Below are 24,725 nucleotides of genomic sequence, written 5' to 3'. Positions count from 1 at the left end.
CCACGGTAGTGAGGAAGCTGGTGTGAAGATCGCAATTCCGTTGACCGGGACCAGAGGTGACGTGCAGCCCGCCGTCGCGCTCGGGCTGACGCTGCGCGACCGCGGTCACGACGTGATCGTCGGCGCCCCGCCGAACCTGGTCGACTTCACCGCCGGCGCCGGCCTCGCCGCCCAGCCCTGCGGGCCGGACGTGCAGCAGCTCTACTCCTCCGAGGAGGGGCAGCGGGCGCTCGCCGCGGGCAGCAGCCTGCGGCTCATGCAGCTCGTCGGCAAGCAGATGGCCGCGTACGCGGAGCGGATGAACCGCGAGGTCATCGAGGTCTGCGCCGGCGCCGAGGTGATCGTCTCCACGCTGCTCACCGAGGACAGGGCGGTCTCGGTCGCCGAGGCCTCCGGCGCCGCGCTGGTGACGCTGCACGGCTTCCCCGGCCGCAAGACCGGCGCCTACCCGTTCCCCGGCGCGCTGCCGCCGCACTGGCAGCCGCCCGCCGCGGTGAACCGGGCCACCTGGTCGGTCGCGGAGAACCTGCGGCGGGTGGTGTTCCTGCGCTACCTCAACCAGCTGCGCGGCGAGCTCGGGCTGCGTAAGAGCACCAAGAGCCCCGCGGCCATGTGCGCCGAGCGCGGGGTGCCCGAGGTGCAGATCTACGACCCGGCGCTGGTGCCCGGGCTGGCGGAGGACTGGGGGCCCCGGCGCCCGCTGGTCGGCTTCCTGGCGCTGCCGCGCGCGGCCCGCGAGGCCGTCGGGGAGCTCGCCGACGACCACACCGAGCTGCTGGCCTGGATCGATGCCGGCGAGCCGCCGGTGTACTTCGGCTTCGGCAGCATGCCGATCCGGGACACCGGCCAGGTGCTCGCCATGGTCACCGAGGTGAGCGAGCGGCTCGGGCGGCGTGCGCTGGTGAGCGCGGGGTGGAGCGATCTGGACGCGGCCGAGGCGGAGTCCGGTGACGCGGTGCGGGTGGTCGGCCCGCTCGCGCACGACATCGTCTTCCCGAAGTGCGCGGCCGCGGTGCACCACGGCGGCATCGGCACCACCTTCGAAAGCCTGCGAGCCGGGCTGCCGACGCTGGTCTGCTCGGTCTCCTTCGACCAGCCCATGTGGGGCGGGCAGGTCGAGCGGCTCGGGGTCGGGGCGCACCTGCCCTTCGCCGAGCTCGACACCGACCGGCTCACCGCCGGGGTGCGCACGCTGCTCGCGCCGGAGACGGTGGCGCGCACCCGCGAACTGGCGGCGAAGCTGGCGGCGCGCTCCGATGCCGCCGAGCGCGCCGCCGACCTGGTCGAGGCCGCCGCTCGGTGAACCGGTTCGCGGCCGGGTGCGCCGACTCCGTCGTCATGTTCCGGCGCGTGCTGCGCCGGACCGTGCGCGGGCGCGACACGCTGCTCGTCTCGGCGCTGCTGCCGATCCTGCTCATGCTGCTGTTCGTGTACGTGTTCGGCGGTGCCATCCAGGTCGGGATGCCGTACCTGGAGTACGTGCTGCCCGGAATCGTGCTGCTGTGCACCGGGTTCGGCGCGTCGATCACCGCGACCGGGGTCGCCACCGATGTGCAGGGCGCCGCCGTCGACCGCTTCCGGACCTTGCCGATCTACCGGCAGGCGCTGCTCGCCGGGCACGCGCTGGAGGGGGTGGTGCGCAATCTCGGCGTCGTCGCGGTGGTCTTCGGTGTCGCCCTGGTGCTCGGGTTCCGCACTGCGGCCGGGCTTCCCGGGCTGCTCACCGCCGCTGGGGTCGTGCTGCTGCTCGTCGTCGCCGTCACCTGGATCGCGGTGGCGATGGGGTTGCTCGCGCGCACACCCGAAGCGGCGGGCGGCTTCACCTACGCCATCATGTTCGTGCCGTACGTGAGCAGCGCCTTCGTGCGCACCGAGAGTATGCCGCCCTGGTTGCGCGGTTTCGCCGACCATCAACCGGCCACGCCGATTCTCGGTGCCATCCGCGGTGCGCTCACCGGTGCGGGTGGGGGAGTGGTGCCCGCCGTTCTGTGGTGCGCGGGGCTCGGCCTCGCCGGATACATCGGCGCCGCCGCTCTTTTCGCGCACCGTGGACGGGATTGAGGCCGTCACCCGCCTGAACCAGGGACCGTGCGCCGCTCGGTGGTGCACGGGGATCGAGTAGTCGGCTACGCGTGTCGGGTGGCAACCGGCGATCGAGGATGAGAACCGGCCGCGCCCCGCGGTAACCCCGAGCGTCGCGGGGTGCGGCCCTCCCGGCGAGCCCCGGCACCGGCACTGCCGCGCCGACAGTGCAGGCGCGGCCGATTGTTCTCGCGCACGCCGGTGAGGTGCCAGAGCCCGGGGACGGTCGGAACGAGGCGATTGTGAGCACAACGCAGCCGCCGGACCACGCCGCGATTGTCTCGCGCTGGTGGAACGTGCGTACGCCCGGCGGCGCGACGACCATCCTCAGCCCGGCTCCAGAGCTGGAGAAACGCTACCCCTCCGGCGAATAGCCGAGAATGCCCTTGATCTCCAGATAGTCGTGGAACCCGAATTCGCCCCACTCCCGCCCGTTCCCACTCTTCCGATACCCGCCGAACGGGCAGTGGAAGTCGAAGGCGTCGTTGATGGAGACCCAGCCGGCGCGGATGCGGCGGGCGAGGGAGCGGGCGACGTCGAGGTCGGCGCCGGCGATATTGCCGGCGAGGCCGTACTCGGTGTCGTTGGCGATCTCGACGGCGTGGTCCAGGTCGTCGTAGGCGAGGATCGTGAGGACCGGGCCGAAGATCTCCTCGCGGGCGATCGTCATGTCATTGGTGACGTGGGCGAAGACCGTCGGTTTGACGTAGTACCCGCGGTCGAGGCCGTCGGGGCGGCCGGGGCCGCCGGCGACGAGGGTGGCGCCCTCGTCGATGCCGGCGGCGATGAGCGCCTGGATCTTCTCGAACTGGGTTCCGGAGACCACCGGCCCGACCGCGACGTCACCGGCGGGGTCGCCGACGGTGAGCGCGGCCGCGGCCTCACGGGCGGCGGCGATGGCGTCGTCGACCCGGTGGCGCGGCACCAGCATGCGGGAGAGCGCGCTGCAGGTCTGGCCGGAGTTGTTCATGAGGGTGCCGACGGCGATGCCGACATTGGCGGACAGGTCGTCGTCGTCCAGCACGATATTGGGGCTCTTGCCGCCCAGCTCCTGGGTGACCCGCTTGACGCTGGGCGCGGCATTGCGCGCGATCTCGATCCCGGCCCTGGTGGAGCCGGTGAACGACACCAGGTCGACGTCGGTGTGCGCGGAGAGCGGTACCCCGACGTTCGGCCCGTCGCCCTGCACCAGGTTGAAGACCCCGGCGGGGACCCCGGCCGCGTCCAGGATCTCGGCGAAGATCTGCCCGGAGAACGGCGACTGCTCGGAGGGCTTGAGCACCACGGTGCAGCCGGTGGCGAGCGCGGGGAAGACCTTGACCGCGATCTGGTTCAGCGGCCAGTTCCACGGCGTGATCAGCCCGCAGACCCCGATCGGCTCCTTCACCACCAGGGTGGCGCCGCGCTGCTCCTCGAAGGAGAACTCCTCGAGGATGCCGATGGCGGTGCTGAGGTGCCCGGCGCCGAGATCCACCTGGAAGCCGCCGGCCAGCGCGGCGGGCGCGCCCATCTCCTCGGTGAGCGCCGCGGCGAGATCGCCCTTCCGCTTCTCGTATTCGTCGCCGATGGCGCGCAGCACGGCGGCGCGCTCGGCGACCGGCGTCGCCGACCAGGCCGGGAACGCCGAGCGCGCGGCGGCCACCGCGCGGTCCACGTCGGCGGCCGAGCCGAGCGCGACCGTGCCCGCCACCTCCTCGGTGGCCGGGTTGATCACCTCGAAGGTGGCCGCGGTCGCCGGCTCGATCCACTTGCCGCCGATGTAGAAGGTGCTGAATGTGCGCATGACTACTGCATCCCCTCGGCGTACCAGGTGCGGAACTCGTCGTAGCTCGGCATCTCCTCGGAATTGGCCTTCGGGTCGACCACCACGTGGATGACGCCGGGTTTGCCGCTGGCGTAGGCGCGCTTGATCGCGGGCGCGATGTCCTCCTCGCGCTCCACGTACTCGCCGTGGCAGCCGAACCCCTCGGCGATCTTGTCGAACCGGGTCTCGGTGCTCCAGTGCGTGCCGGTCTCCAGCGAGCCCTGCCCGAACAGCCCCTTGTAGACGCCGACCTCGAGCCCCCACGAGTAGTCCACCGCGACCACGCAGACCAGCGGCAGGTTCAGCCGGGCCGCGGTCTCCAGCTCGCCGATGTGGAAGAGGAACGAGGAGTCGCCGGTCACCAGCATGAGCGGGCGCTTCCTGCCCTCGGCGACCGAGGCGCCGATGGCGTAGGGGAGCCCGGTGCCGAGGTGCCCGAAGTTCTGGTTCCAGATCACGTCGTGCGGCTTGGCCTGCGAGTAGGTCCAGCCGAAGATGGTGGTGGCGCCGCCGTCGCGGACCATGATGCCCTCCGGCGGGAACGCCTTGGTGGCCTCCACGATGAGCCGGGCCGGGTGCACCTGCTGCTGCCCCGAGGGCGCGGTCTCGGCCAGCTCGGCGAGGCGCGCGGCGTCCTGCTCGATCCAGCCGGCGAGCTCGGGGGTGGCGGTGCGCGGGGTGTCCTTCAGCGCCTCGACCAGCTGCGGGACGATGGCGCGGAGATCGCCGACCAGCGGCACGTCGATCGGCCGGTTCACCCCGATGGCCTCCGGATTCTGCTCCACCAGAATCCATTTCCGGTTCGCCTCACCGGCGACCCAGTGCCTGCCGACGCCGTAGTGCACCGGCTCGCCGAGCTCGGTGCCGATCGCCAGCACCAGGTCGGATTTGACCACCGCGTCGATGGAGGAGGGCGAGAAGCCGTAGGCGAAGGTCCGGTCCTCCAGCCCCTCGATGAACGAGGTGCCGCCGGAGGTCTGGATCACCGGCGCCGCCATGAGCTCGGCCAGCGCGCGCACCGGCTCCGCGGCGCGGGTGGTGTGCACGCCGTGCCCGACGATGAGGATCGGCTGCTTCGCGGCGCGGATGAGCGCGGCCGCCTCGTCGATCCGGTCCTGCCCGGCGGTCTGCCCGATCAGCCGGTAGCGGTGCGGGGGCAGCGGCTCCGGGACGTCGAGCTCCTCCTGGATGATGCCCTTCGGCCACTCGATGTAGACCGGGCCGGGGGTGCCGGTGAGCGCGCGGCGCAGCCCCTCGCGGATGATCTCGTCGGTCTGGTCGGCGTACTCGATGCTGGCGCTGTACTTCACCGACGGCGCGAAGAGCTCGGCCTGCTTGACGAACTGGATCCGGCCGCGGCGCACCCGCTGCTCGGTGATCCGGGCGCGCTGCCCGCCGAGGAAGATGACCGGCGAGTTCTCCACCTTGGCGCACTGGATGGCGCCTGCCATGTTCGCCATGCCGGGGCCGAGGGTGCCGATGCAGACCGCCGCCTTCCCGGTCATCCGGGAGACCGCCTCGGCCATGAAGCCGGCCGTCTCCTCGTGGTGCGGCGCGATGACATTCCAGCCGCGCTCCTCGGCGAGGTGGAACATGTGCACGAAATTGGGGTCGGGGATACCGAATACGGTGTTGATGCCCTCGGCTTCGAAGAGCTGGATGATGCGTTCGTAGACCTTAACCGACATGCTGCGCACCCTCCGTGGCCAGCGCGAAACTTCTCGTCAAATGGTCGACGTGCCCGGTGGTGGTGGGCAGGATCCAGGAGTTCGCGGTGTCCCGGATCTCGTCGATGCGCTCGCCGACCTGCTCGACCGTCCAGGCGGGCTGGTACACCCCTGCGGTCTCGGCGAGATAGACCCGCGCCACCCGCCCGGCCACCGCGGCGTAGATCTCGCCGCTGACCGTGCAGGATTCGTGCGCGAGCCAGCCGACGGCGGGTGCCGTCAGCTCGGGGCCCATGGGCGGGTAGGCGGAGGTGTCCAGCCCGTCCGCCAGCCTGGTGACCGCGGCGGGGACGATGACATTGCTGGTCACGCCCGCCTCGGCGCCCTCCAGGGCGATCACGTTGGAGAGGCCGAGTACCCCGGCCTTGGCGGCCGCGTAGTTCGCGACGCCCTTGTTTCCGTACAGCCCGCCGATGGACGAGGTGAGGACGATCCGGCCGTAACCGGCGTCGGCCATCGGCGCGAACGCGGCCTTCGCCACGTGGAACGCGCCGCGCAGGTGGACGTCGAGCACCGCCTCGAAATCCTCGTAGCTCAGCTCACGCAGCGAGCCGTAGCGGACATTGCCCGCATTGTGGATCACGATGTCGACCCGGCCGAAGCGGTCGAGCGCGGTGCCGACGATCGCGCGGCCGCCCTCGGGGGTGGCGACGGAGTCGGTCGAGGCGGTGGCGGTGCCGCCCGCGGCCTCGATCTCGGCGACCACCTCGGCCGCCGGGCTGCCGAGCACCTCGTCGCCGCGCACGCTGCTGCCCAGGTCGTTCACGACGACCCGGGCGCCGCGGGCGGCGAGCAGCAGCGCGTACGCGCGCCCCAGCCCGCGCCCCGCGCCGGTGATCACGGCGACCCGCCCGTCGTAGCGCAGCTCGCTCATCCGCGCGCACCCGTCTCGAGCCCGGGGCTCACTTGCCGAGCTCCAGCCCGGGCAGCTCGCCGGTGTCGCGCCACGCCTGCAGCACGTCCTCGAAGGCGTAGAACCCGGGCCAGTACGGCTCGCCGAGGTGCGAGCGGATCTGCCGCTCGCCCTCGTTGTTGTAGTAGCCGGGCGTGCATTCGCGCTGGAAGCTGGTGTTGTCCACCGCGGTCTCCCGGACTGTGGTGCACCACTCCTGGACCGCCTCCGGCGTCGGCTCGATGGAGGTGACCCCGGCCCCCTCGGCGTGCGCCAGGATGTAGGCGATGTGCCCGGCCTGCTGGTCGAACATGTCGGTGGTGCTCGCGGTGACGCCGCCCTGGATGAACCCGGTGAAGAAGATGTTCGGGAAGCCGCGGGTGGTCAGCCCGTGCAGCGTCTTGTACCCGTCGCCCCAGTGCTCGTAGAGCGAGAGCCCGTCGCGGCCGGTGAACGGCGCGATGCCGAGCCGCCGGTCCAGGTCGGTGGTGATCTCGAAGCCGCTGGCGAAGATGATGCAGTCCACCTCGTGCTCGACCCCGTCGGCGACGATGCCCTTCGCGGTGATGCGCTCCACGCCCTTGGTCTTCGAGACGTCGACCAGCGTCACATTGTCCCGGTTGAAGGTCGGCAGGTACTCGTCGTTGAAGCACGGCCGCTTGCACAGGAACCGGTAGTACGGCTTGAGCGCCGCCGCCGTCGCCGGGTCGTGGACCAGGGCGTCCACCCGCTGCCGCACCCGCTCCATGGCCCGGTAGTCCGCGAGCTCGCGCAGCTCCATGAACTTCTCCGGGGTGAGCGTGGCCCAGCCCCCGGTGGCGGTGATCTCCGCCTCCACATTGCGGCTCACCTCGGTCCAGCCGTCGCAGATGAGGTCCGGCTGGCCCGGCGCGAACGCCTCGAAGGCGGCGGTGTGGAAGTTGCGCTTGCGCTCCCTGGTCCAGCCCGGCTTCAGGGTGGCGGCCCACTCCGGGTCGGTCGGCACGTCGCCGCGCTCGTAGACGTAGGAGGGGGTGCGCTGGAAGACGTACAGGTGCTCGGCGGACTTGGCGAGGTGCGGGATCACCTGGATCCCGCTGGCGCCGGTGCCGATGACCGCGACCTTCTTGCCCGCGAGCCCGTCCAGCCCGCCCTGCATGCTGCCGCCGGTGTAGGCGTAGTCCCAGCGGGCGCTGTGGAAGGTGTGCCCCTCGAACTCCGAGATGCCGGGGACGCCTGGCAGTTTCGGCTTGTTGAAGGGGCCCTGCGCCATGATCACCCAGCGCGCCCGGATGGCGTCGCCGCGGTTGGTGCCGATGCGCCAGCGCTCGCTCGACTCGTCCCACTCCAGCGACTCGACCAGCGTGCTGAAGATCGCGCGCTCGTAGAGGTTGTAGTGCTTGCCGATGCGCTGCGCGTGCTCGAAGCACTCGTCGCCGCGGGCGTACTTCTCGGTCGGCATATAGCCGGTTTCCTCGAGCAGCGGCAGGTAGGCGTAGCTGTCGGTGTCGCACTGGATGCCGGGGTAGCGGTTCCAGTACCAGGCGCCGCCGAAATCGCCGCCCAGCTCGATGATCCGGAAGTCGGTGACGCCGGCCTCCTGCAGCCGCGCGGCCGCGATCAGCCCGGCCCAGCCGCCGCCGAGGATGGCGACCCCGATCTCGTCGGTGATCGGCTCGCGCGGCTCCACCGCGGTGTACGGGTCGCCCGCGTAGAACTCGTCGAAGCCGTCCTCGGTGACGAGGTACTGGCCCTGCCCCTCGGTCCGCAGCCGCTTGTCCCGCTCGGCGAGGTAGATCTCGCGCAGCGCGGGCAGGTCGACCTCGGGGGTCTGCGTGGGTGCACAGTCGGTCATGGGGGTGGTTCCTTCAGCTCAGCTCGGTGGGTTCGCCGGTGCCCATGTACCTGGCGAGGTTGTGGTGCAGGTTCACGACGCTGCGCTCGCGGTACGGGTTCGGCTTGGGGCCGGAGAAGCCGCGGGACTTCATGCCCTGCTGCACGGCGGCCATATTGTCGAAGTCCTGCGGCAGCACGGTGCGCCAGCCGGGGTCGCCGACCGGGGTGTACTCCCACTGCGTCTCCGGCTCCTGCCCCTCGGGGAAGAGCTCGAAGACGGCGGCCTCGAAGAGGCACTTGTCCGGATCGGTGCCGGAGGGCCGGAAGCGGTAGCACAGCATGTTGTTCACCGCGTGCCCGATCTGGAAGTTCGGGAAGATCTGCCACGCGGTGCCCGCCTGCGCCACCACCGACGGGTCGACCTTGGGCCAGTCGACGCCGCGCGCCTGGTCCTCGGCGCGGGCGGTGTCCAGCCAGTAGCGCAGCACCTGGTCGCTCGGGGTGCCCTCGGGCAGCTCGTCCACCAGCCGGTTGGCGACATCCACCAGGGTGCGGGTGGTGTTGGTGTTGGCGTTCTCCCAGGTGAAGTTCTGCAGCGTGGCGGTGGAGACCCTGGCGTCGGCGCCGCCGCCGACCCGCAGCTTGGCCTGGTTCTCCTCCATGCCCTTCGGCGCGTCGTAGCCGATGTTGGAGTGCTTGCCCTGCGCCCGGGCCCAGCCGAGGAAGCTGCCGAAGTTGGCGAACTCCGGGTGCGTGTAGGGCACGTGGTAGGTCTCCATGAAGGCCTCGAAGGCGACCTTCCAGTTGCAGTCGAACTCCACCCAGCGGCGCCAGCGGTACCGCATCTTCTCCAGCTCGAAGTGCTCGAGCAGCGCGGCGGCCGGGTTCAGGTAGTCGCGCAGCGGCTCGGCCTCGGGGTCCATGGTGATCCAGAGCCAGCCGCCCCAGGTGTCGACCCGCACCTGGTTCAGCCCGTCGTTGCGCTCGGTGAGCGCGCAGCTCCAGTCCTCGCGCTCGGGCACGAAGGTATTGCGGCCCTCCAGGTCGTAGCGCCAGCCGTGGAAGCCGCAGACGAACTGCTTGGCGCTGCCGCGGGCGTCGTGCGCGCCGGGCGGGGTGTCGACCAGCCTGCGGCCGCGGTGCGCGCAGACATTGTGGTAGGCGCGGAAGGCGTTCTCCGCGGTGCGCACCACCAGGATGGAGTCGTTCATGATGTCGTAGGTCAGGTAGTTGCCGACCCGCGGGATCTCCTCCACCCGGCCGACCTGCTGCCAGACCTTCGCCCACAGCTTCTCGCCCTCGGCGCGGGCGTACTCCGGCGAGATGTAGGCGTCGACGCCGATCTCCACCGGGGTCGAGAGTGGTTCGGTTGCGTTGTCGGTCATGACATCCTCCCGTTCGAAGGTCAGCGGGTGATCGCGGCCCTGAAGTCCTCGTTCTCCAGGAAGAGCGAGGTGTGGTCGGCGCCGAGGTGGCTCCACTTGAGGTTCAGCCCGCCGTCGACCAGCAGCGTCTGGCCGGTGATGTAGCTCGACAGGTCGGAGAGCAGGAACAGGATCGGCCCGGCCTGCTCCGCCGGGGTGCCGCGGCGGCCCATGGCGATGGCGGTGCGGTCGCGCTCCGGGTCGTCGCCGACGTAGGCGGTGGAGGCGGGGGTGGCGGTGACGCCGGGGGCGACCGCGTTCACCCGGATCCCGGTCTGCGCCAGCTCCACCGCGAGCGTGCGGGTGGCGGCGACCAGCGCGGCCTTCGCGGTGCCGTAGGCGATGTGGAACGGCGCCGTGTTCATGCCGCTGATCGAGGAGAGCGAGACGATCGAGCCGGGGCGGCCGTGCTCCGTCAGCTCGGCGGCGACCGCCTGGCTGAGGAAGAACATGGTCTCCAGGTTCTGCGCGAAGAGCGCGCGCCAGTCCGCGCGGGTGACGCGGGTGGCGGGCATCCAAGTGTCCGGGGCCGCGCCGCCCGCGATATTGACCAGGCCGTGCAGGTCGCCGTCGGCGGTGCGGGCGCGCTCCAGGATGCTCTCGACGCCCTCGTCGGTGCTCGCGTCGGCGGCGAAGGGGATGACCGGGAGTCCAGCGGCGGCAAGGGGTTCGACGTGTGTGGCGAGGTTCTCCTTGCCCCGGCTCACCGCGATCACGGTGGCGCCTGCCCTGGCGATGAGCTCGGTGACGGCGGTGCCGATGCCGCCGCCGCCCGCGCCGGCGACGATCACCACCCGCCCGGCCAGCCCGAGGTCGATGTCGCTCATGCCGTGTGCTCCCGGCGGAGCGTGGGTTCGCGCATCGCGCTCACCCCTCGATGCGGACGGCGAGGACGCTGCCCTCGGCGTCGGCGGAGACGTAGACGGTGCCGTCGGGGCCCGCGGCGATACCGGCGAACGGGCCCATGGGCCCGGAGAACGGCGGCGTGCCCTTGAGCGGCTTCGCGGTGACACCCTCCGGCACGCCGAGCGGGAGCTCGGAGGCGAGCGTCTGCCTGGCCTTGGTGACCAGGTCGACCGCGATCAGCGCCTTGAGCCCGACATCCACGATGAGCAGCTGGTTGCCGCGCACCAGGATGCCGTGCGGCGTCTCCAGGCCGTCCACCACGGTGTCGACCCCGCCCGCGCCCACCGCGACGACGCGCCCGGCGCCGGACTCGGAGATCAGCACCGCGTCGTCCGGGCCGATGGCGACGCCGATCGGGCGCTGCAGCCCGGCGGCGAGCACCTCGGTCTGCCCACCGCGGATCGAGGCCACCTTGCCGGTGCCGGCGTCGGCGGTGACGATGGTGCCGTCGGCCGCCACCGCGACGCCATACAGCTGGTCGAAACCGTCCGCGATGAGCGCGGTCTCCGGCTCCGGGCCGTGTTTGTAGCTCACGATCTGCCCGGTCGAGGTCGACCCGATGAACTCACCGACCCCGGTCGCGGTCACGCCGCGCACGTAACCGGGGCTGTTGAGGCTGAACAGCGAGGCGACCACCTGCAGCCCGCCGCCGCGGTACTCGTAGAGGAAGGTGCCGTCGGCGACGTAGAGCGTGCCGTCCGGGCCGACGGTGAGGTCGAGCGGCCAGAGCAGGCCACCGGGGAGCACCGACTTGCTGTCGCCGCCGCCGAGCACCTCGGTGATGGCGCCGTCGAAGCTGGAGACGAAGAGCCGGCCGTCCACGAAGGTGCAGTTGTCCAGCCCGGGGGCGAGCTGGGCCAGCACCTCGCGGCTGCCGGTGCGCGGGTCGACGCGCAGCACCTGACCGGAGCCGGCCTGGGTGGAGACGATGAACCCGGCGGCGTCGAACTTCACCGAGTCCGGCCCGGCCAGGTCGCCGACGACCCGCTCCGGGGTGCCGCCGTCCGGGTCGATGCGCCAGATGTCGTTGGTGCCCATGACCGGGTAGTAGAGGAGCCCGTCCGGGCCGACCTCCATGGCGTTCGGCATGGGCAGGTTGTCCTGCAGCACCACCGGCGCGCCGCCGTCCAGCGGCAGCTCCATGAGCCGCCCGCCGATCCGGCACTCGTTCACGAAGAGCCTGCCGTTGTGCACGGTGATGCCGTTGGCGCCGGGCAGGTCGTCGCGGAGCACCCGGCTGCTGCCGTCGGTGCCGCGCACGCTGACCCTGGCGTCCATGTACTCGGTGGCGATGAGGTTGCCCGCCGGGTCGAAGGCGATGTCGTCGGGGGCGACGATATCGCCGCCCTTGGCGCTGATCGTCTCCAGCTCGCCGGTCCGGACATCGAGCGCGCTGATCTGACTGCCCGCCACCTGGGCGATGTAGATGCGGTTGTCCGGGCCGGTGCGCAGACCGTTGGCGCCGAACAGCCGGCTCGGCGGCGTGAGCCGCTCGACGCCGACCCCATCGGCCAGGGTGAACGGGGTGGTGGTGCTGTAGCGCGCCCCTCGAGTCAAGGCGGGGCCTCCCATCCGGATCGGAGGAGTGTGTCGCGGGCCACGCTACGTCAATCCTCACAAGGATTGCAATACTTGCCTGGAGTCGGGAAAACCGAAGGCGGGCAGGGGTCGTCGGGTGGGCGCGCGGGATCGTCCGGCGTCGGGGCGGTCCGCGCTCCGCTGCCGGAATATGATATGAGCAATTGTGAGAATGAGATTACCCAACGGGCACGCGGGAAGGGCCGGTATGGCCGAAGCCGGGTTACAGCCGGGTGCGCGACACCGTCTGCGTGGCGAGCCTGGCCCCCGCGGAGGAGGCGTTCACCACGCCGCCGTCGAACTTCTCCAGCACCACGGCCTGGCTGGCGGCGAGGTGGGTCCGGTAGAGCCGCTCCGCCTCGGCGGCGCGCCCGGCCTCGATCTCCTTGGCGATCCGGCGGTGCGTGCGCACCACGGCGTTCGCCTCCTCGTTGGACGGATATTCGCCCTGCCTGGTGATCGCCTCCGCCCAGGCCTCCTCCTGCGCCGACCACAGCGTGACCAGCGTGCTCACCACGTAGCGGACGGTGAGATTCGGTGTGTGCGCGACGATCAGGTCGTGGAACTCGCGCGCGGTGTGGGTGAAGGCGACGCCGTTGTCCAGCAGCTCCGCGGACTTCGCCACGTTCGCGGTGAGCGCGGGGACGACGGTCTCGGCGCGGTCCGGCCTGCCCGCGCACTCGGCGGCGCACATCGGCTCCAGCATGCGCAGCCCCGCGGCCAGGTCGCCGAGCGTCACCCGGGCGCCCTGCAGGGCGAGGCCGAGGTGGTAGGCGGCCGAGGTCTCGTCCGGCCGGTGCACCTCGGCGCCGCCGACATTGCCGCGCCGCACGGTGACCAGCCCCTCGGTCTCCAGGATGCGCAGCGCCTCCCGGATCGAGGGGTAGCTGACCCCGAAGTCCTGGACCAGCTGGTCCTGGGTGGGGAGCCGGTAGTTCTCGTCCCCGGCCAGGATGCGGGTGCGCAGCTCGGCGGCGACGGTCTCGGCGATCCGGCGCTGCGGCACCCGGCCGCGGCGGGCGCTGGTCACTGCGGCTGCCCGTCGCCGGTCCGCCCGCGGGTCGCTCTCACCGTCATGGCGGCAGTGTAGTCAGCCGTGGATGACCATACAAATATTGCTATCCTTATGAGGATTGAAGTACGGTGCGACGCATGGACTTCACCATGGGCGAGGCCGCCGCGAGGCTGCGGGGTGAACTCCGGCGGCTGATCGCCGCGGAGGTCCCGGACGACTTCCTCGGCGCCTTCACCGACGACCCCGCGGATCTCGCGGTGGCGCAGCGGTTCTGCGGCGTGCTCGCCGAGCGCGGGCTGCTCTGCGCCGCCTGGCCGGAGCGGTTCGGCGGGCGCGGCGCCTCGGTGTGGGAGCAGACCGTGGTGCGCGAGGAGATGTGGGCCGAGCACGAGCCGCGCGGCGCCCAGTACATGGGCGTGAACTGGGTCGGGCCGACGATCATGCGGCACGGCACCGAGCGGCAGCAGCGCGAGCACCTGCCGCCGATCGCGCGCGGCGAGGTGATCTGGTGCCAGGGGTTCAGCGAGCCGGACGCCGGCTCCGACCTGGCCTCGCTGCGCACCGCCGCGCGCCGGGACGGGGACGGCTGGGTGATCTCCGGGCAGAAGATCTGGACCTCGTACGCGACCATGGCGCAGTGGTGCTTCCTGCTCGCCCGCACCGGCACCGGGGAGCGGAAACAGCAGGGGCTCACCGTCTTCCTGCTGCCCATGTCGGCGCCGGGGATCCTGGTGCGGCCGATCCGGTCCATGCTCGGGCCGCATCACCTGAACGAGGTGTTCTTCGACGGGGTGCGGGCGACCGAGGCCGATGTGCTCGGGCAGGTCGGCGCCGGGTGGTCCGTGGTGCGGGAGGTGCTCGCCTTCGAACGGGTCGGGATCGCGCGCTACGCCCGCTGCGAGCGGTTGCTGCTTACCGCGCCGGAGGTGCTCGGGGAGCGCTGGGAGACCCTGCCCGCCGCGCTGCGCGGTCGCTGGGCGCGCATGCTCACCAGGGCGCGGCGGGCGCGGCTGCTGGCGTACCAGGTGCTCGCCACGCAGAGCACCGGGAAGGTGGATCCCGCCGACACCGCCGCCTACCGGATCGCGGTCACCCGGCTCGACCAGGAGAGCGCCGCGCTGCTCACCGAACTCGCGGCGCACGTGCCGGACGAGGCGGGGGAGCGGCGGTTGTTCCGCCGGGCGGTGGACGACCACTGGCGGTACGCGAATGCCGCCACCGTGGCCTCGGGGAGTATCGAGATGCAGCAGATCCTGCTGGCGCGGGCCCTGCTCGGCGGGGGCCGGCGGAACGGGGAGGCGGCATGAGTGCCGCGGCCGTTCCGCCCGACGGGGTGGTATCGGCGGCCGGGGTGGGCCGGGCGGACGGTGCGCCGGGGCGGCACGACGGCGCCGCCACCGGGTTCCCGGCCGACGGGGTGCGTCGTCCGGGTCGAGACGGCGAGCGGCCGGGGGTCCCCGGCGCGGCCGCGGGGCGGGCGGCGCCGGAGGCGAGTCCGGTGGACGGGGGTGCGATGCGCATCGAATTGTGCGACGAGGCAGCGGAATTCGGAGCGCAGGCGCTGCGGGCGCTGCGCGCCGCGGGCGGGGACGAGCTGGTGCAGCGGGCGGAGGCGGAGCCGGGGGCTCGGCACGGGCTGATCGCGCCGGTGCTGGAGCGGCTCGGCGCCTGGGAGCTGGCGCCGTCCCGGGATCCGGTGGAGCTGGAGGCCGCGGCGGCGCTGTGCCGCAGCGCGGGGTACTGGGCGACGCCGTACCCGGTGGCGGAGCGGCTCGCACGCCCCGACGATCTCGAGGTGGAGGCCCTGGTCGTGGTGGCGGGGCCGGAATCGGCCGCCGCGCTCGCCGGGCTCGAGCTGCGGGTGGCGACGGTCGGGCTGAGCGGTGCGCGCGGTTCGGTGCGGGCGCTGCCCGGCAGCGGGACCGCGCGGGAGACCGCCTTCGTGGTGCCGATCGAGGTCGAGCCGATCGATACCGCCGGCGACCCGGCGCTCGCGCTGACCCTGCCCGGCTGGACGCTGCTCGGCATGCTCGATCGCGCCGTCGAACTGGCCCGCGAGCACGTGCTGGTGCGCGAGCAGTTCGGCCGGCCGCTGGCCGAGTTCCAGTCGGTGCAGTTCCAGCTCACCGATGCCGAGGTGGAGCGCCGCGGCGTGGAGATGCTCGCCCGGTACGCGCTCTGGAGCATTCAGGCCGGGCGCCCGGAGGCCGTCACCGACGCGCTGGCGCTGCGGCTGGCCGCGCTGGAGGCGGCGGAGACCGTGTTCCGGGTGGCGCACCAGCTGCACGGCGCGCTCGGCTTCTGCGACGAGGCGACGCTCTCCTGGCTCTCCAGGCACAGCCTGCCGCTGCGCCGCCTCCCGCTCGGCATCACCGGTACCGAGGAGGCGCTGGCCGGCCGGATCGGCACCGCCGGGCTGGCCGGGCTCTTCTCCGACCCGAGGGGGGTGTGAGGTGCTGCCCCCCGGACTCACCATCACCGCCGACGGGCCGGTGCGCATCGTGCTCATCGACCGCCCGGACGAACTCAACGCGGTGAACGCGGAGCTGCACCGCGCGCTCGCCGAGGTCTGGCGGCAGCTGGCCGCCGACACCGCGGCGCGCGCGGTGGTGCTGACCGGCGCGGGCCGCGCCTTCAGCGCCGGCGGCGACCTGAACTGGATCACCTCGTTCCTGGACGACCCGGTCGCCAGGGACGAGAGCATCCGGGAGGGCGCGCAGATCATCGAGGAGCTGCTGCGCTTCCCGCTGCCGGTGATCGCCGCGGTGAACGGCGCCGCCATGGGGCTCGGCGCGAGCATCGCGGTGCTCTGCGACGTGGTGCTCATGTCGGAGCGGGCCTACCTCGCGGATCCGCATGTGGCGGTGGGGCTGGTCGCGGGGGACGGCGGCGCCGCCTTCTGGCCGCTGCTCACGCCGATCCTGCGGACCAGGGAGTTCCTGTACACCGGGGATCGGATCGATGCCGCCACCGCCGTGCAGGTGGGGCTGGCGAGCCGGGTGGTCGCGCCGGAGGCGCTGCTCGACGAGGCGCTCGCGCTGGCGCACCGGCTGGCGGCGCAGCCGGTCGAGGCGCTGCGCGGCACCAAGCGGGTGGTGAACATGTACCTGTCGCAGGCGCTGGGCGGGCCGATGCAGGCGGGGTTCGCGGCGGAGGTGGTGTCCATGCAGAGCGCGGAGCACCGGGATCGGCTGCGGGCACTCCGGGACCGGGCGCGATGAGCGCGACGCCATGGCCCGACGATCTCGACGTGTTCCGGGAGCGGGTCGGGGAGTGGTGCCGGAGCGAGATACCCGCGGGGTGGCGGCAGGCGCAGACCGGGGTGACCGGTGCGGAGTTCGTCGCGTTCCAGCAGGACTGGTTCCAGCGGCTGCGCCGGGCCGGGTTCGCGGTCCCGCACTGGCCCGCGGAGTACGGCGGCGGCATGCCGGTCGCGCACCAGATCGTGCTCTACCGGGAGCTGGCCGCGCACGACGCGCCGCGGCTTGTGCTCGCCTTCGTCTCGGTGCACCACGCCGCCGCCACGCTGCTCGGGGCGGGAACCCCCGAGCAGCGGCGCAGGCACCTGCCCGCCATTCTGGACGGCGAGATCTGGGCCCAGGGCTTCTCCGAGCCGGGCGCCGGGTCGGACCTGGCCGCGCTGCGCACCGCCGCCCGCCGGGACGGCGAGCACTACGTGGTGACCGGGCAGAAGGTGTGGGCCAGCGGCGCGCAGTACGCCGACTGGTGCCTGCTGCTGGCCCGCACCGACCCCGAAGCGCCCAAGCGGCGCGGGATCTCGTACTTCCTGCTCGATATGCGCAGCCCCGGGATCGAGGTGCGGCCGATCCGGCAGGCCACGGGCGACGCGCACTTCTGCGAGATCTTCCTGGACGAGGTGCGGATCCCGGCCGGGAACCTGATCGGCGCGGAGAACCGGGGCTGGCAGGTGGCGCAGCAGACGCTCGGCGCCGAGCGCGGGCTGACCATGCTGGAGCTCGCGGAGCGGCTGGGCCACGCGGGATTTCGATGGCTGGTGTCGGCGGCGCGGGAGCACGATGATCCGGTGGTGCTGGATCGGCTGGCCGCGCTGGAGATCGAGCTCACCGGGTTGCGGGCGCTGTGCCGGGATCTGGTGGAGCGGCACGCGGCCGGGACGGCCGGGCCCGCCGACGCCTCGGTGGTCAAGCTCGTCTACAGCGAGCTGTTGCAGCGGATGACCGATTTCGGGGCCGAGCTCGGCGGGGTCGGGGCACACGCGGTGCTGCGCAAACCCATGTCCGGCGGGTGGGAATCCGGGGCCTGGGTGCTGGACTTCGTGGGGTCGTGGGAGTGGACCATTCCCGGCGGGACCAGCGAGATCCAGCGCAGCATCATCGGGGAGCGCGGGCTCGGGTTGCCGCGGGAACCGGTGCTGCCGTGAACGCGTTCGCCGAGTTCCACGACGAGTTGCGCTCCGTCGCACGGGACCTGCTCGGCAAGGCCGGGGAGGGGCCGGTGCCGTGGGCCGACGTCGCCGGGGCCGGGTGGGCCGGGCTGGCGGTGCCGGAGGAGTTCGACGGCGCCGGTGCCGGGGTCGCCGAGGTCGCGCTGCTGCTGACCGAGGCCGGGCGGGCCGCCGCGCGGACCGCGCTGCCCTCGGTGCTCGCGCTCGCCGTGCCCGCCCTGCTCGCCGTCGGCGCCGATCCGGTCCGCGACGGGCTGCTGCGCGAGGTGGTGGCGGGGCGGAGCGTGCCCATCGTGGTGCTGCCGGGCGACGCGGCTCCGGTGCCACCCGGAGCTTCCGGTCTCCGGCGCGATGGCGCTGGGCTCGTGGGTGCCGACGTGGCATTCCGGCTGGCGGACGGTCGCCTCTCCGGCTCCGCGCAGTTCGTGCTCGACGCCCCGGTGGCGGAGTTGCTGCTGATCCCGGCCCTGGACGCCGCGGGCGAAAGCGTGCTCGCCGCCGTCGAGCCCGGTGCGGTGACCCGCACCCCGGTGCCGCTGGTGGACGCGACCCGCTCGGCCGGCTCGGTCACCGCCGACGGGGTGCGGCCGCGCGGGGTGTGGCGCGTCGAGCGGCCGGTCGCGCTCGGCGCGCGGGCGGCGCTGGCGACGGCCTGCGATGCGCTCGGGATCGCGGAGGCGATGCTCGACGCGACCGTCGCCTACGTCAAGGTGCGGGAGCAGTTCGGCCGCCCGGTCGGCTCGTTCCAGGCGGTCAAGCACGCCTGCGCCGACATGCTGGTGCGGGTGACCGTCGCCGGGCACCTGGTCGCCGAGGCGGTCCGTGTTCTGGAGATCTCCGCACCCGGTGCGGAGATCGCCTGCAGCATGGCCAAGTCCTACGCCACCGAGGCGGCGGTCGCGGTCGCAGGCTCGGCCATGCAGCTGCACGGCGGCTACGGCTACACCTGGGAGAGCGGCATCCACACCCACCTCAAGCGGGCCACCCTCGACCGCGCCCTCTACGGCACCCCCGCCGCCCACCGCCGCACCCTCGCCGCCCGCTACCGCAGCTGAGGCGGCGGCGTCGCCAGCGCACCGGCGAAAGCGGGCGCGGCGCAGAGCGCGGCGTGGCCGGGCCCGGCGGCGGGCACGACGACGCTCCCGCTGATCGTCACCGCCGGCGTCAGCGGAATGGCCGCGATCCGCCCGGACCCCAGCTCGGCGACCTGGTCGGCGGGGAGCACGGTCCAGCTCTCCGGATCGGCCCCGATCTCGATGACGGCGTCCCGTGCCGCCCCGGCCGGCCGCCCGAGCCGCGGCCGCACCCCGGACTCGCGCACCGCCGTCGCCACCGCGTCGTGCAGCTGCCGGTCGTGCTCGCGGGCCGGCATGCGCAGCACCCCGCCCGCCAGATCGGCGAACGAGACCGCGGGGAGCCCAGCCGCGGCGTGCCTGCTGGAGACGACCGCGAGCAGCGGTTCGGTCCAGGTGGGGAGCACGGTGAAGCCGGGCGCCGCGACCGCGCCGCGCGCCAGCACCAGATCGAGCTCCCCGCGCTTGAGCGCCCGCAGCCGGGCGGTGAGCGGCAGGTCGACGAGCACCACGTCGAAGGGCTCACCCGCCTCGCGCAGCGCGTCGATCCCGCGCTCCAGCCGGGCGCCGAGCCCGGGCGCGATCCCGATCCGCAGGGTGGCCGCCGGCGCGCCCGCCGCCGCCCTGACCTCGTCGGCGGCGGTCAGCGCGGTCCGCGCCGCCGCGAGCACCCGCTGCCCGGCGGTGGTGAGCCGGACCCGGCGCGGCGACCGGTCGAGCAGCCGCACCCCGAGTTCCCGCTCCAGCCGGGCGATCTGCTGGCTCACCGCGGGCTGCGCGATGTGCAGCCGCTCGGCGGCCCGGCCGAAGTGCAGCTCCTCGGCGACCGTCACGAAGTATCGGAGCGCCCGCAGTTCCATAAGCGGAGCTTATCGCTGCGCGTGCGGTTCCGGTCTGGCTCCCCGCCCGCGCGGCTGCTGAAGTCATTGCATGGGTATCGAATTGGGGTCGCTCGGCGCGCATCTGCGCGAGCACGAGGTGGATGCGGCCGGGGCCGCGCGGCTGGAGGAGGCCGGGTTCGGCACGCTGTGGCTGGACGCCTCGCCCCCGGCCGACCTGGCGTACGCCGAGCGGCTGCTCGCGGCCACCGCCCGGCTCGTCGTCGGCACCAGCGTGGTGAACGTGTGGTCGGCGGCGGCGGCGACGGTGGCGGCGTCGTACCACCGGATCGCCGGGCGGTACCCGGACCGGTTCCTGCTCGGGATCGGCATCGGGCACCGGGAGGTCGACACCGCCTACGCCTCGCCGTACGACACGCTGGCCGCCTACCTGGACACGCTGCTCGAAGCCGAAGTGCCGCAGGAGCGTATCGTCCTCGCCGCGCTCGGCCCGCGCATGCTGCACCTGGCCCGCGAGCGCGCGGGCGGCACCCTGCCGTGCCTGGTCACCCCCGAGCACACCCGCCGCGCCCGGGCGATCCTCGGCCCCGACCGCCTGCTGCTCCCCGGCCACTTCGCCCTCGTCGAGCCCGACCCCGCCGCCGCCCGCACGCGCGCCCGCTCCGGCCCGCCCGGCACCGCCCTCGCCGTCACCAACTACGCCGCCAACCTCCGCCGCCTCGGCTTCACCGACGCCGACCTCGCCGGCACCGGCAGCGACCGGTTGATCGACGCCCTGACCGCGCACGGCACCGCTACCGACGTCGTCACCGCCCTCACCGCCCACCTCGCCTCGGGCGCCGACCACGTCGGCATCTACCCCCTCGGCGACGACCCCGTCACGACCCTCTGCACCCTCGCCGCCGCGGCTCGCACTCGCTGACGTCGCAGCGCCTCAGCACTCGCCTCCCGTGACCGGCACAGCCAACGCCACCGCACCGCGTGCGCGGCCCTGCCGAACCCCGTCGCTGCTCCGCGCGAACGAGAGCGAGGGGCTCCGGGACCGACTCCGTTGTCAGCACCCGGAACCCCTCGCGCGCAGCCCCGGCACCACACCGTTGTGGCGCCGGAACCTCAGCCGCCCAACCGCTTCGCGGCCAGCTCCCGCAGCTCGGACGACTTGATCTTCGCGCTCCCGGTGAGCGTGAACTCCTCCTCCGCGAAGAGCAGCACGTGCCGCGGCACCTTGTAGCTCGCCAGCCGCTCGCGCAGGAACCCGCGCAGCGCCTCGCCGTCGACCCCGGCCCCCGGCTGCGGAACCACGCAGGCCACGACCACCTCGCCGAGCGTGTCGTGCGGCACCCCGACGGTCCGCCCCACCTTCACCCCGGGGAACCGGGCCAGCTCCTCGTCCACCTCGAGCGGCGAGACATTGGCCCCGCCGGTCTTGATGATGTCGGTGAGCCGCCCCTCCCAGTACAGCCGGTCGATGTCGTCCAGGTACCCGCCGTCGCCGGTGTGGAAGTACCCGTCGGCGTCGAGCGTCTCGTCCAGCGGGATCCCGAGGTAGCCGAGCATGAGCGTCGGCCCCTTCACGCAGATCTCCCCGCTCTCCCCGCGCCCGAGCACCGCCCCGGTGAGCGGATCGGCGATCTTCACCGTCACCCCGGGCAGCGGCAGGCCGCTGCTGCCCGCGTGCACCTCGTCGGGGGTGCACGCCGGGTAGCAGGTGGTGATGGTGAAGGTCTCGGTATTGCCGTAGGCGTGCCCGCACTCGGTCCAGTCCGTGGTCACCGTGGGGTGCGCGGCGGCCGGGGTGTGCTTGTCCACGAAGGTCAGGCTGCTCAGGTCGGCGTCCGCCCAGTTCGGCGCCCCGGCCAGCTGGGCCCACTGGTGCGGCCACGCCACCGGGAAGGTGACCCGCTCGGACTCGATGAGCGCCACCGCCTCGGCCGCGTCGAAGAGCCGCTGCAGCACCAGCGTCCCGCCCGCGGCGAGGGTGGCGCCGAGCGCCTGGCCGAAGTTGCCCGACCAGAAGAACCCGTTCGCGGTCCAGCAGCGCACGGTGTCCTCCGGCCCGAAGCCGAACATCCGCGCGAAGCGCCACATCTGCACCGCCACCCCGCGGTGCGCGCTGCGAATCCCCTTGGGCTTGCTGGTGGTTCCCGAGGAGAAGAAGAGCACGGCGGTGTCACCGGGCTGCACCGAATCCGACGCGGCCTGCACCAGCTCGACCGGTTCGCCCGCCCCGCGCGCGAGGAAGGTCTCCCACCCCTCGACGGCGCCACCGGGCACCTCGCCGACCACGGCCAGGTGCCGCAGGAACGGGTACGCGGCCGAGCGCAGCTCGCCCGGTGCGGTCTCGGCGAGCGCCGGTTCGAGCTCGGCGAGCACCGCCGCGAAGTCGGCGCGCGCCACGTGCCGCTCGAAGAGCAGCACCGAGACCCCGGAGACGCGGAGCAGGTGGTCCAGCTCGGCCGGGGTGGAGAAGGTGCTCAGCGCCACCGCGACACCGCCGGCCAGCGCGGTGCCGAAGACGGCGGCCAGCCACTCCGGCCGATTGGTCATGAGCACGCCGACGCGCGAGTCCTTGCCGACCCCCGCGGCGCGCAGCGCCTGCGCGACCTCGACGGCGTGCGCGTGCAGGTCCCGGTAGGTCCAGCTGACACCGCCGGGGACGCGCAGCGCCTCGCGCTCCCCGTAGCGCGCGGTGACCTCGCGCAGGAAACCGGGCAGGGTGAGCGGGCCGAGGCCCGGTTCGTCGGCGAGCGGCGGCCCCGCGGCGATGGCGGGGGAGACGGTGGTCATGGTTCCGGCGCCCCTCAGTGCGGGAGTTCGATCTCGGCGAGGCAGCTGACCAGGGTGCCGAAGTTCTGGTCGGTGAGCTTCAGCTTCACCTGCACCAGCGGCACGCCCCACGCCGAATCGGTGATCTTGTCCACGATCTCGGCGTCGAAGTAGGTGACGTCGCCCTCGAAGGCGGGCAGCCGGAAGTCGGCCTTGGTGTGCCGCACCAGGCCGTCGTTGCCCGCCCAGTACGCGAGGTAGTCGGTGCACCAGGCGCCCATGGTGGCGCCGTAGCCGTAGGCCCGCGCCATGCCGACCTCGCCCGCCTTGTCGCCGTCGATGTGCCCGCGCGAGGGGCCGACGTAGAGGCCGTCGCGCTTGCGCGGGTCGATCTTGGCGCCCTCCTCGTCGAACTCGAACCCCTCGGTCCAGCCCGGGTCCTGGTTGATCCACGGATCCTGGATCCCCGGCGGTGCGACCCAGCCGAAGGTGCCCCAGATATTGAAGAGGAAGGCGCGGTACTCGGTGGTGAAGGTGGCGATGCTGTGCGGGCCGATCACCCGGCGCGGCAGCTTGTCGCCGACCTTCACCTCGTCGAAGTGCGGCGAGACGCCGAGCCGGTTGGAGAGGATCCACTCGTGCCGCAGCTGCTCCACCTCGGTGAGCTCGGCGGCGGTCCAGCGCTTCACCGCACCCAGCTGGTTCTCGTACATGCCGCGCTTCGTCGCCTCCTCGGCGAGGTAGCGGATGGCGGTGGAGCGTTCGCGGGCGACCAGCACGCCGTGCTGGTTGCGGTGCGTGGTGTCGCCGCGGGAGAACATGGTCGGCCCGGCGAACTTGGTCTCGGCCACCTTGTAGTCGTGGAAGCGGCGGTCCTGGAACAGGGTGTCGCCGGGGCGCACCGGGGCGCCGTAGAACCACCACTCCTCGCCGCCGAAGATCAGGTGCGAGCCCGGGATGTGGCCGACGCAGGCGGGTTGCGCGCCGTGGCCGTAATCCAGTGCCACCGCGATGGACTGCGGGGCGACGAGCCCGCCGTAGCGCGATTCCCTGGCGAACTCGTGGTCCCAGTGCAGGGGGTTCGGGTAGTCCATGGCCATCACCCAGCGGCGGATGTCCGAGGTGCTGCAGGGATCCCACAGCTGGCCGCCGCCGACGGGTTTGCCCACCCGGTGGTCGACATCGGAGAGGTCGAGCTCGACGCCCGGCGGCGTAGCCGCCGCCTTGCGCGCACCCGCCTTCCGCGCGGGTGCCGCCTTGGCCGCGGTCTTCCGCGGCGCTGCGGAACTTCCTGTGCTCACGACTTACTCCTCAGCGATTCACGTCGACGACGATGCGACCGCGCACGGTCCCGTCGATGAAACGGCCCGCGGCGGCAATGGCCTCGCCCAGCGGAATCTCGGTGGCGATGGCATCCAGCGCGCCCGGGTCCAGGTCGCGGGCCAGCCGCGCCCACGCCTCCAGCCGCCGCGCCCGCGGCGCCTGCACGCTGTCGATGCCGAGCAGCGTCACCCCGCGCAGGATGAACGGCGCGACGGTGCCGGGCAGCTCCATCCCCTGTGCCAGCCCGCAGGCCGCGACCGCGCCCCCGTACTTCGTCTGCGCGGCGGCGTTCACCAGCGTGTGACTCCCCGCGGTCTCGACCACCCCCGCCCACCGCTCCTTCTGCAGCGGCTTCCCGCGCTCGCCGAACTCGGCCCGATCGAGCACGGTGCTCGCGCCGAGCCCCTTCAGGTACCCGGCCTCGTCCGCCTTGCCGGTCGCCGCCGCCACGGTGAACCCGGCCGCGGTGAGCAGCGCGATGGCCACGCTGCCGACCCCGCCGGTCGCCCCGGTCACCAGGATCTCGCCGTCCTCCGGCCGCACCCCGAAGCGCACCAGCGCCTCCACGCACAGGCTCGCGGTGTACCCGGCGGTACCGATCGCCATCGCCTGCCGCGCGTCGAAGGCCGACGGCAGCGGGATCAGCCAGTCGCCCTTGACCCGGGCCCGCTGCGCCAGCCCGCCCCAGTGCGTCTCGCCGACACCCCAGCCGTTCAGGACCACGGCGTCGCCCGCCGACCACTCCGGGTGCGAACTCTCCGCGACCACCCCGGCGAAGTCGATGCCGGGGACCATGGGGAATTTCCGCACCACCGGCGAGGAGCCGGTGATGGCGAGCGCGTCCTTGTAGTTCAGGGTGGAGTAGGCGACGTCGACCGTCACGTCCCCCTCCGGCAGCGCCGAGTCGTCCACGCTGGTCAGCGCCGTGGTGGTACCCGCGTCGCCCTTCTCAATGAGTAGTGCCGAAGACATCGCCGAGAGTGTCCTTCCTCCGGTCGGAGCCGATTCGCATCAGTGATGAGAATCGGATTCTCCTATGGGTAAAATTATGCTTT

At 72.8% G+C, this 24,725-nt stretch carries 20 protein-coding genes; 8 read left to right on the top strand and 12 right to left on the bottom strand.

Going from position 1 to position 24,725, the window contains the following annotated elements; all coding sequences use genetic code 11:
* The first annotated feature begins 22 nt into the window (after positions 1-22).
* The gene (locus tag AB0H71_RS20045; protein ID WP_357022759.1) at positions 23-1,303 is read left to right on the top strand and encodes a glycosyltransferase; all 1,281 of its coding nucleotides are present in this window, start codon (positions 23-25) and stop codon (positions 1,301-1,303) included.
* The gene (locus AB0H71_RS20040) at positions 1,300-2,061 is read left to right on the top strand and encodes an ABC transporter permease (protein ID WP_357022757.1); all 762 of its coding nucleotides are present in this window, start codon (positions 1,300-1,302) and stop codon (positions 2,059-2,061) included. Before AB0H71_RS20045 ends, AB0H71_RS20040 begins: the two co-directional genes overlap by 4 nt.
* 376 nt (positions 2,062-2,437) lie before the next feature.
* Here AB0H71_RS20040 and AB0H71_RS20035 read toward each other — a convergent pair whose 3' ends face one another.
* The 8 genes from AB0H71_RS20035 to AB0H71_RS20000 form a co-directional block, all read right to left on the bottom strand.
* Positions 2,438-3,865, bottom strand: a complete 1,428-nt coding sequence (locus AB0H71_RS20035; RefSeq protein WP_357022754.1) for an aldehyde dehydrogenase family protein — start codon at positions 3,863-3,865, stop codon at positions 2,438-2,440.
* A 2-nt stretch (positions 3,866-3,867) separates the two neighbouring features.
* Positions 3,868-5,574 carry a thiamine pyrophosphate-binding protein gene (locus tag AB0H71_RS20030; protein WP_357022751.1) on the bottom strand — a complete coding sequence of 569 codons (1,707 nt, stop codon included), beginning with the start codon at positions 5,572-5,574 and terminating at the stop codon, positions 3,868-3,870.
* Positions 5,564-6,487, bottom strand: coding sequence for an SDR family NAD(P)-dependent oxidoreductase (locus AB0H71_RS20025; RefSeq protein WP_357022748.1), 924 nt, complete (start codon positions 6,485-6,487; stop codon positions 5,564-5,566). The genes AB0H71_RS20030 and AB0H71_RS20025 overlap by 11 nt, the downstream gene beginning before the upstream one ends.
* A gap of 28 nt (positions 6,488-6,515) precedes the next feature.
* On the bottom strand, positions 6,516-8,339 hold the full coding sequence (locus AB0H71_RS20020; protein WP_357022745.1) for an NAD(P)/FAD-dependent oxidoreductase: 1,824 nt from the start codon (positions 8,337-8,339) through the stop codon (positions 6,516-6,518).
* A 13-nt stretch (positions 8,340-8,352) separates the two neighbouring features.
* A complete protein-coding gene (locus AB0H71_RS20015; protein WP_357022742.1) occupies positions 8,353-9,705 on the bottom strand; it encodes an aromatic ring-hydroxylating dioxygenase subunit alpha in 1,353 nt (450 codons plus the stop codon).
* A gap of 20 nt (positions 9,706-9,725) precedes the next feature.
* Positions 9,726-10,571, bottom strand: coding sequence for an SDR family oxidoreductase (locus AB0H71_RS20010; protein ID WP_357022739.1), 846 nt, complete (start codon positions 10,569-10,571; stop codon positions 9,726-9,728).
* 40 nt (positions 10,572-10,611) lie between these two features.
* The gene (locus AB0H71_RS20005; protein WP_357022736.1) at positions 10,612-12,207 is read right to left on the bottom strand and encodes an SMP-30/gluconolactonase/LRE family protein; all 1,596 of its coding nucleotides are present in this window, start codon (positions 12,205-12,207) and stop codon (positions 10,612-10,614) included.
* A gap of 244 nt (positions 12,208-12,451) precedes the next feature.
* Entirely contained in the window at positions 12,452-13,258 is an 807-nt protein-coding gene (locus AB0H71_RS20000) for a GntR family transcriptional regulator (protein ID WP_357022733.1), read from the bottom strand.
* Between the two features lie 122 nt (positions 13,259-13,380).
* Between AB0H71_RS20000 and AB0H71_RS19995 the strand changes: the two genes are divergently transcribed.
* The 5 genes from AB0H71_RS19995 to AB0H71_RS19975 all read left to right on the top strand — a co-directional run bounded on the left by AB0H71_RS19995 (position 13,381) and on the right by AB0H71_RS19975 (position 18,724).
* Positions 13,381-14,550, top strand: coding sequence for an acyl-CoA dehydrogenase family protein (locus AB0H71_RS19995; RefSeq protein ID WP_357022730.1), 1,170 nt, complete (start codon positions 13,381-13,383; stop codon positions 14,548-14,550).
* 206 nt (positions 14,551-14,756) lie between these two features.
* Positions 14,757-15,695 carry an acyl-CoA dehydrogenase family protein gene (locus AB0H71_RS19990; RefSeq protein WP_357023289.1) on the top strand — a complete coding sequence of 313 codons (939 nt, stop codon included), beginning with the start codon at positions 14,757-14,759 and terminating at the stop codon, positions 15,693-15,695.
* Between the two features lies 1 nt (position 15,696).
* Complete coding sequence (locus AB0H71_RS19985; protein WP_357022727.1) at positions 15,697-16,464, top strand: enoyl-CoA hydratase/isomerase family protein; 768 nt, start codon at positions 15,697-15,699, stop codon at positions 16,462-16,464.
* Positions 16,461-17,645 (top strand): acyl-CoA dehydrogenase family protein, encoded by a 1,185-nt coding sequence (locus AB0H71_RS19980; protein WP_357022725.1) that lies wholly within the window; start codon positions 16,461-16,463, stop codon positions 17,643-17,645. The genes AB0H71_RS19985 and AB0H71_RS19980 overlap by 4 nt, the downstream gene beginning before the upstream one ends.
* Positions 17,642-18,724, top strand: a complete 1,083-nt coding sequence (locus AB0H71_RS19975; RefSeq protein WP_357022722.1) for an acyl-CoA dehydrogenase family protein — start codon at positions 17,642-17,644, stop codon at positions 18,722-18,724. Before AB0H71_RS19980 ends, AB0H71_RS19975 begins: the two co-directional genes overlap by 4 nt.
* Here the strand turns inward: AB0H71_RS19975 and AB0H71_RS19970 are convergent.
* A complete protein-coding gene (locus AB0H71_RS19970) occupies positions 18,712-19,602 on the bottom strand; it encodes a LysR family transcriptional regulator (RefSeq protein WP_357022719.1) in 891 nt (296 codons plus the stop codon). The two genes, AB0H71_RS19975 and AB0H71_RS19970, sit on opposite strands and share 13 nt — an antisense overlap.
* Before the next feature lie 70 nt (positions 19,603-19,672).
* Between AB0H71_RS19970 and AB0H71_RS19965 the strand changes: the two genes are divergently transcribed.
* On the top strand, positions 19,673-20,503 hold the full coding sequence (locus tag AB0H71_RS19965; protein ID WP_357022716.1) for a TIGR03620 family F420-dependent LLM class oxidoreductase: 831 nt from the start codon (positions 19,673-19,675) through the stop codon (positions 20,501-20,503).
* 191 nt (positions 20,504-20,694) lie between these two features.
* Here the strand turns inward: AB0H71_RS19965 and AB0H71_RS19960 are convergent, their stop codons facing one another.
* The 3 genes from AB0H71_RS19960 to AB0H71_RS19950 are packed head-to-tail and all read right to left on the bottom strand — an operon-like array spanning position 20,695 to position 24,642.
* Positions 20,695-22,368 (bottom strand): class I adenylate-forming enzyme family protein, encoded by a 1,674-nt coding sequence (locus tag AB0H71_RS19960; RefSeq protein ID WP_357022714.1) that lies wholly within the window; start codon positions 22,366-22,368, stop codon positions 20,695-20,697.
* Between the two features lie 14 nt (positions 22,369-22,382).
* A complete protein-coding gene (locus tag AB0H71_RS19955; protein ID WP_357022711.1) occupies positions 22,383-23,648 on the bottom strand; it encodes a MaoC family dehydratase N-terminal domain-containing protein in 1,266 nt (421 codons plus the stop codon).
* Between the two features lie 10 nt (positions 23,649-23,658).
* A complete protein-coding gene (locus AB0H71_RS19950; RefSeq protein ID WP_357022708.1) occupies positions 23,659-24,642 on the bottom strand; it encodes an MDR family oxidoreductase in 984 nt (327 codons plus the stop codon).
* Positions 24,643-24,725 lie beyond the last annotated feature (83 nt).

It is taken from the genome of Nocardia sp. NPDC050697, assembly GCF_040654395.1.
Lineage (GTDB): Bacteria > Actinomycetota > Actinomycetes > Mycobacteriales > Mycobacteriaceae > Nocardia.
This window is presented reverse-complemented; position numbering and strand designations above follow the sequence as displayed.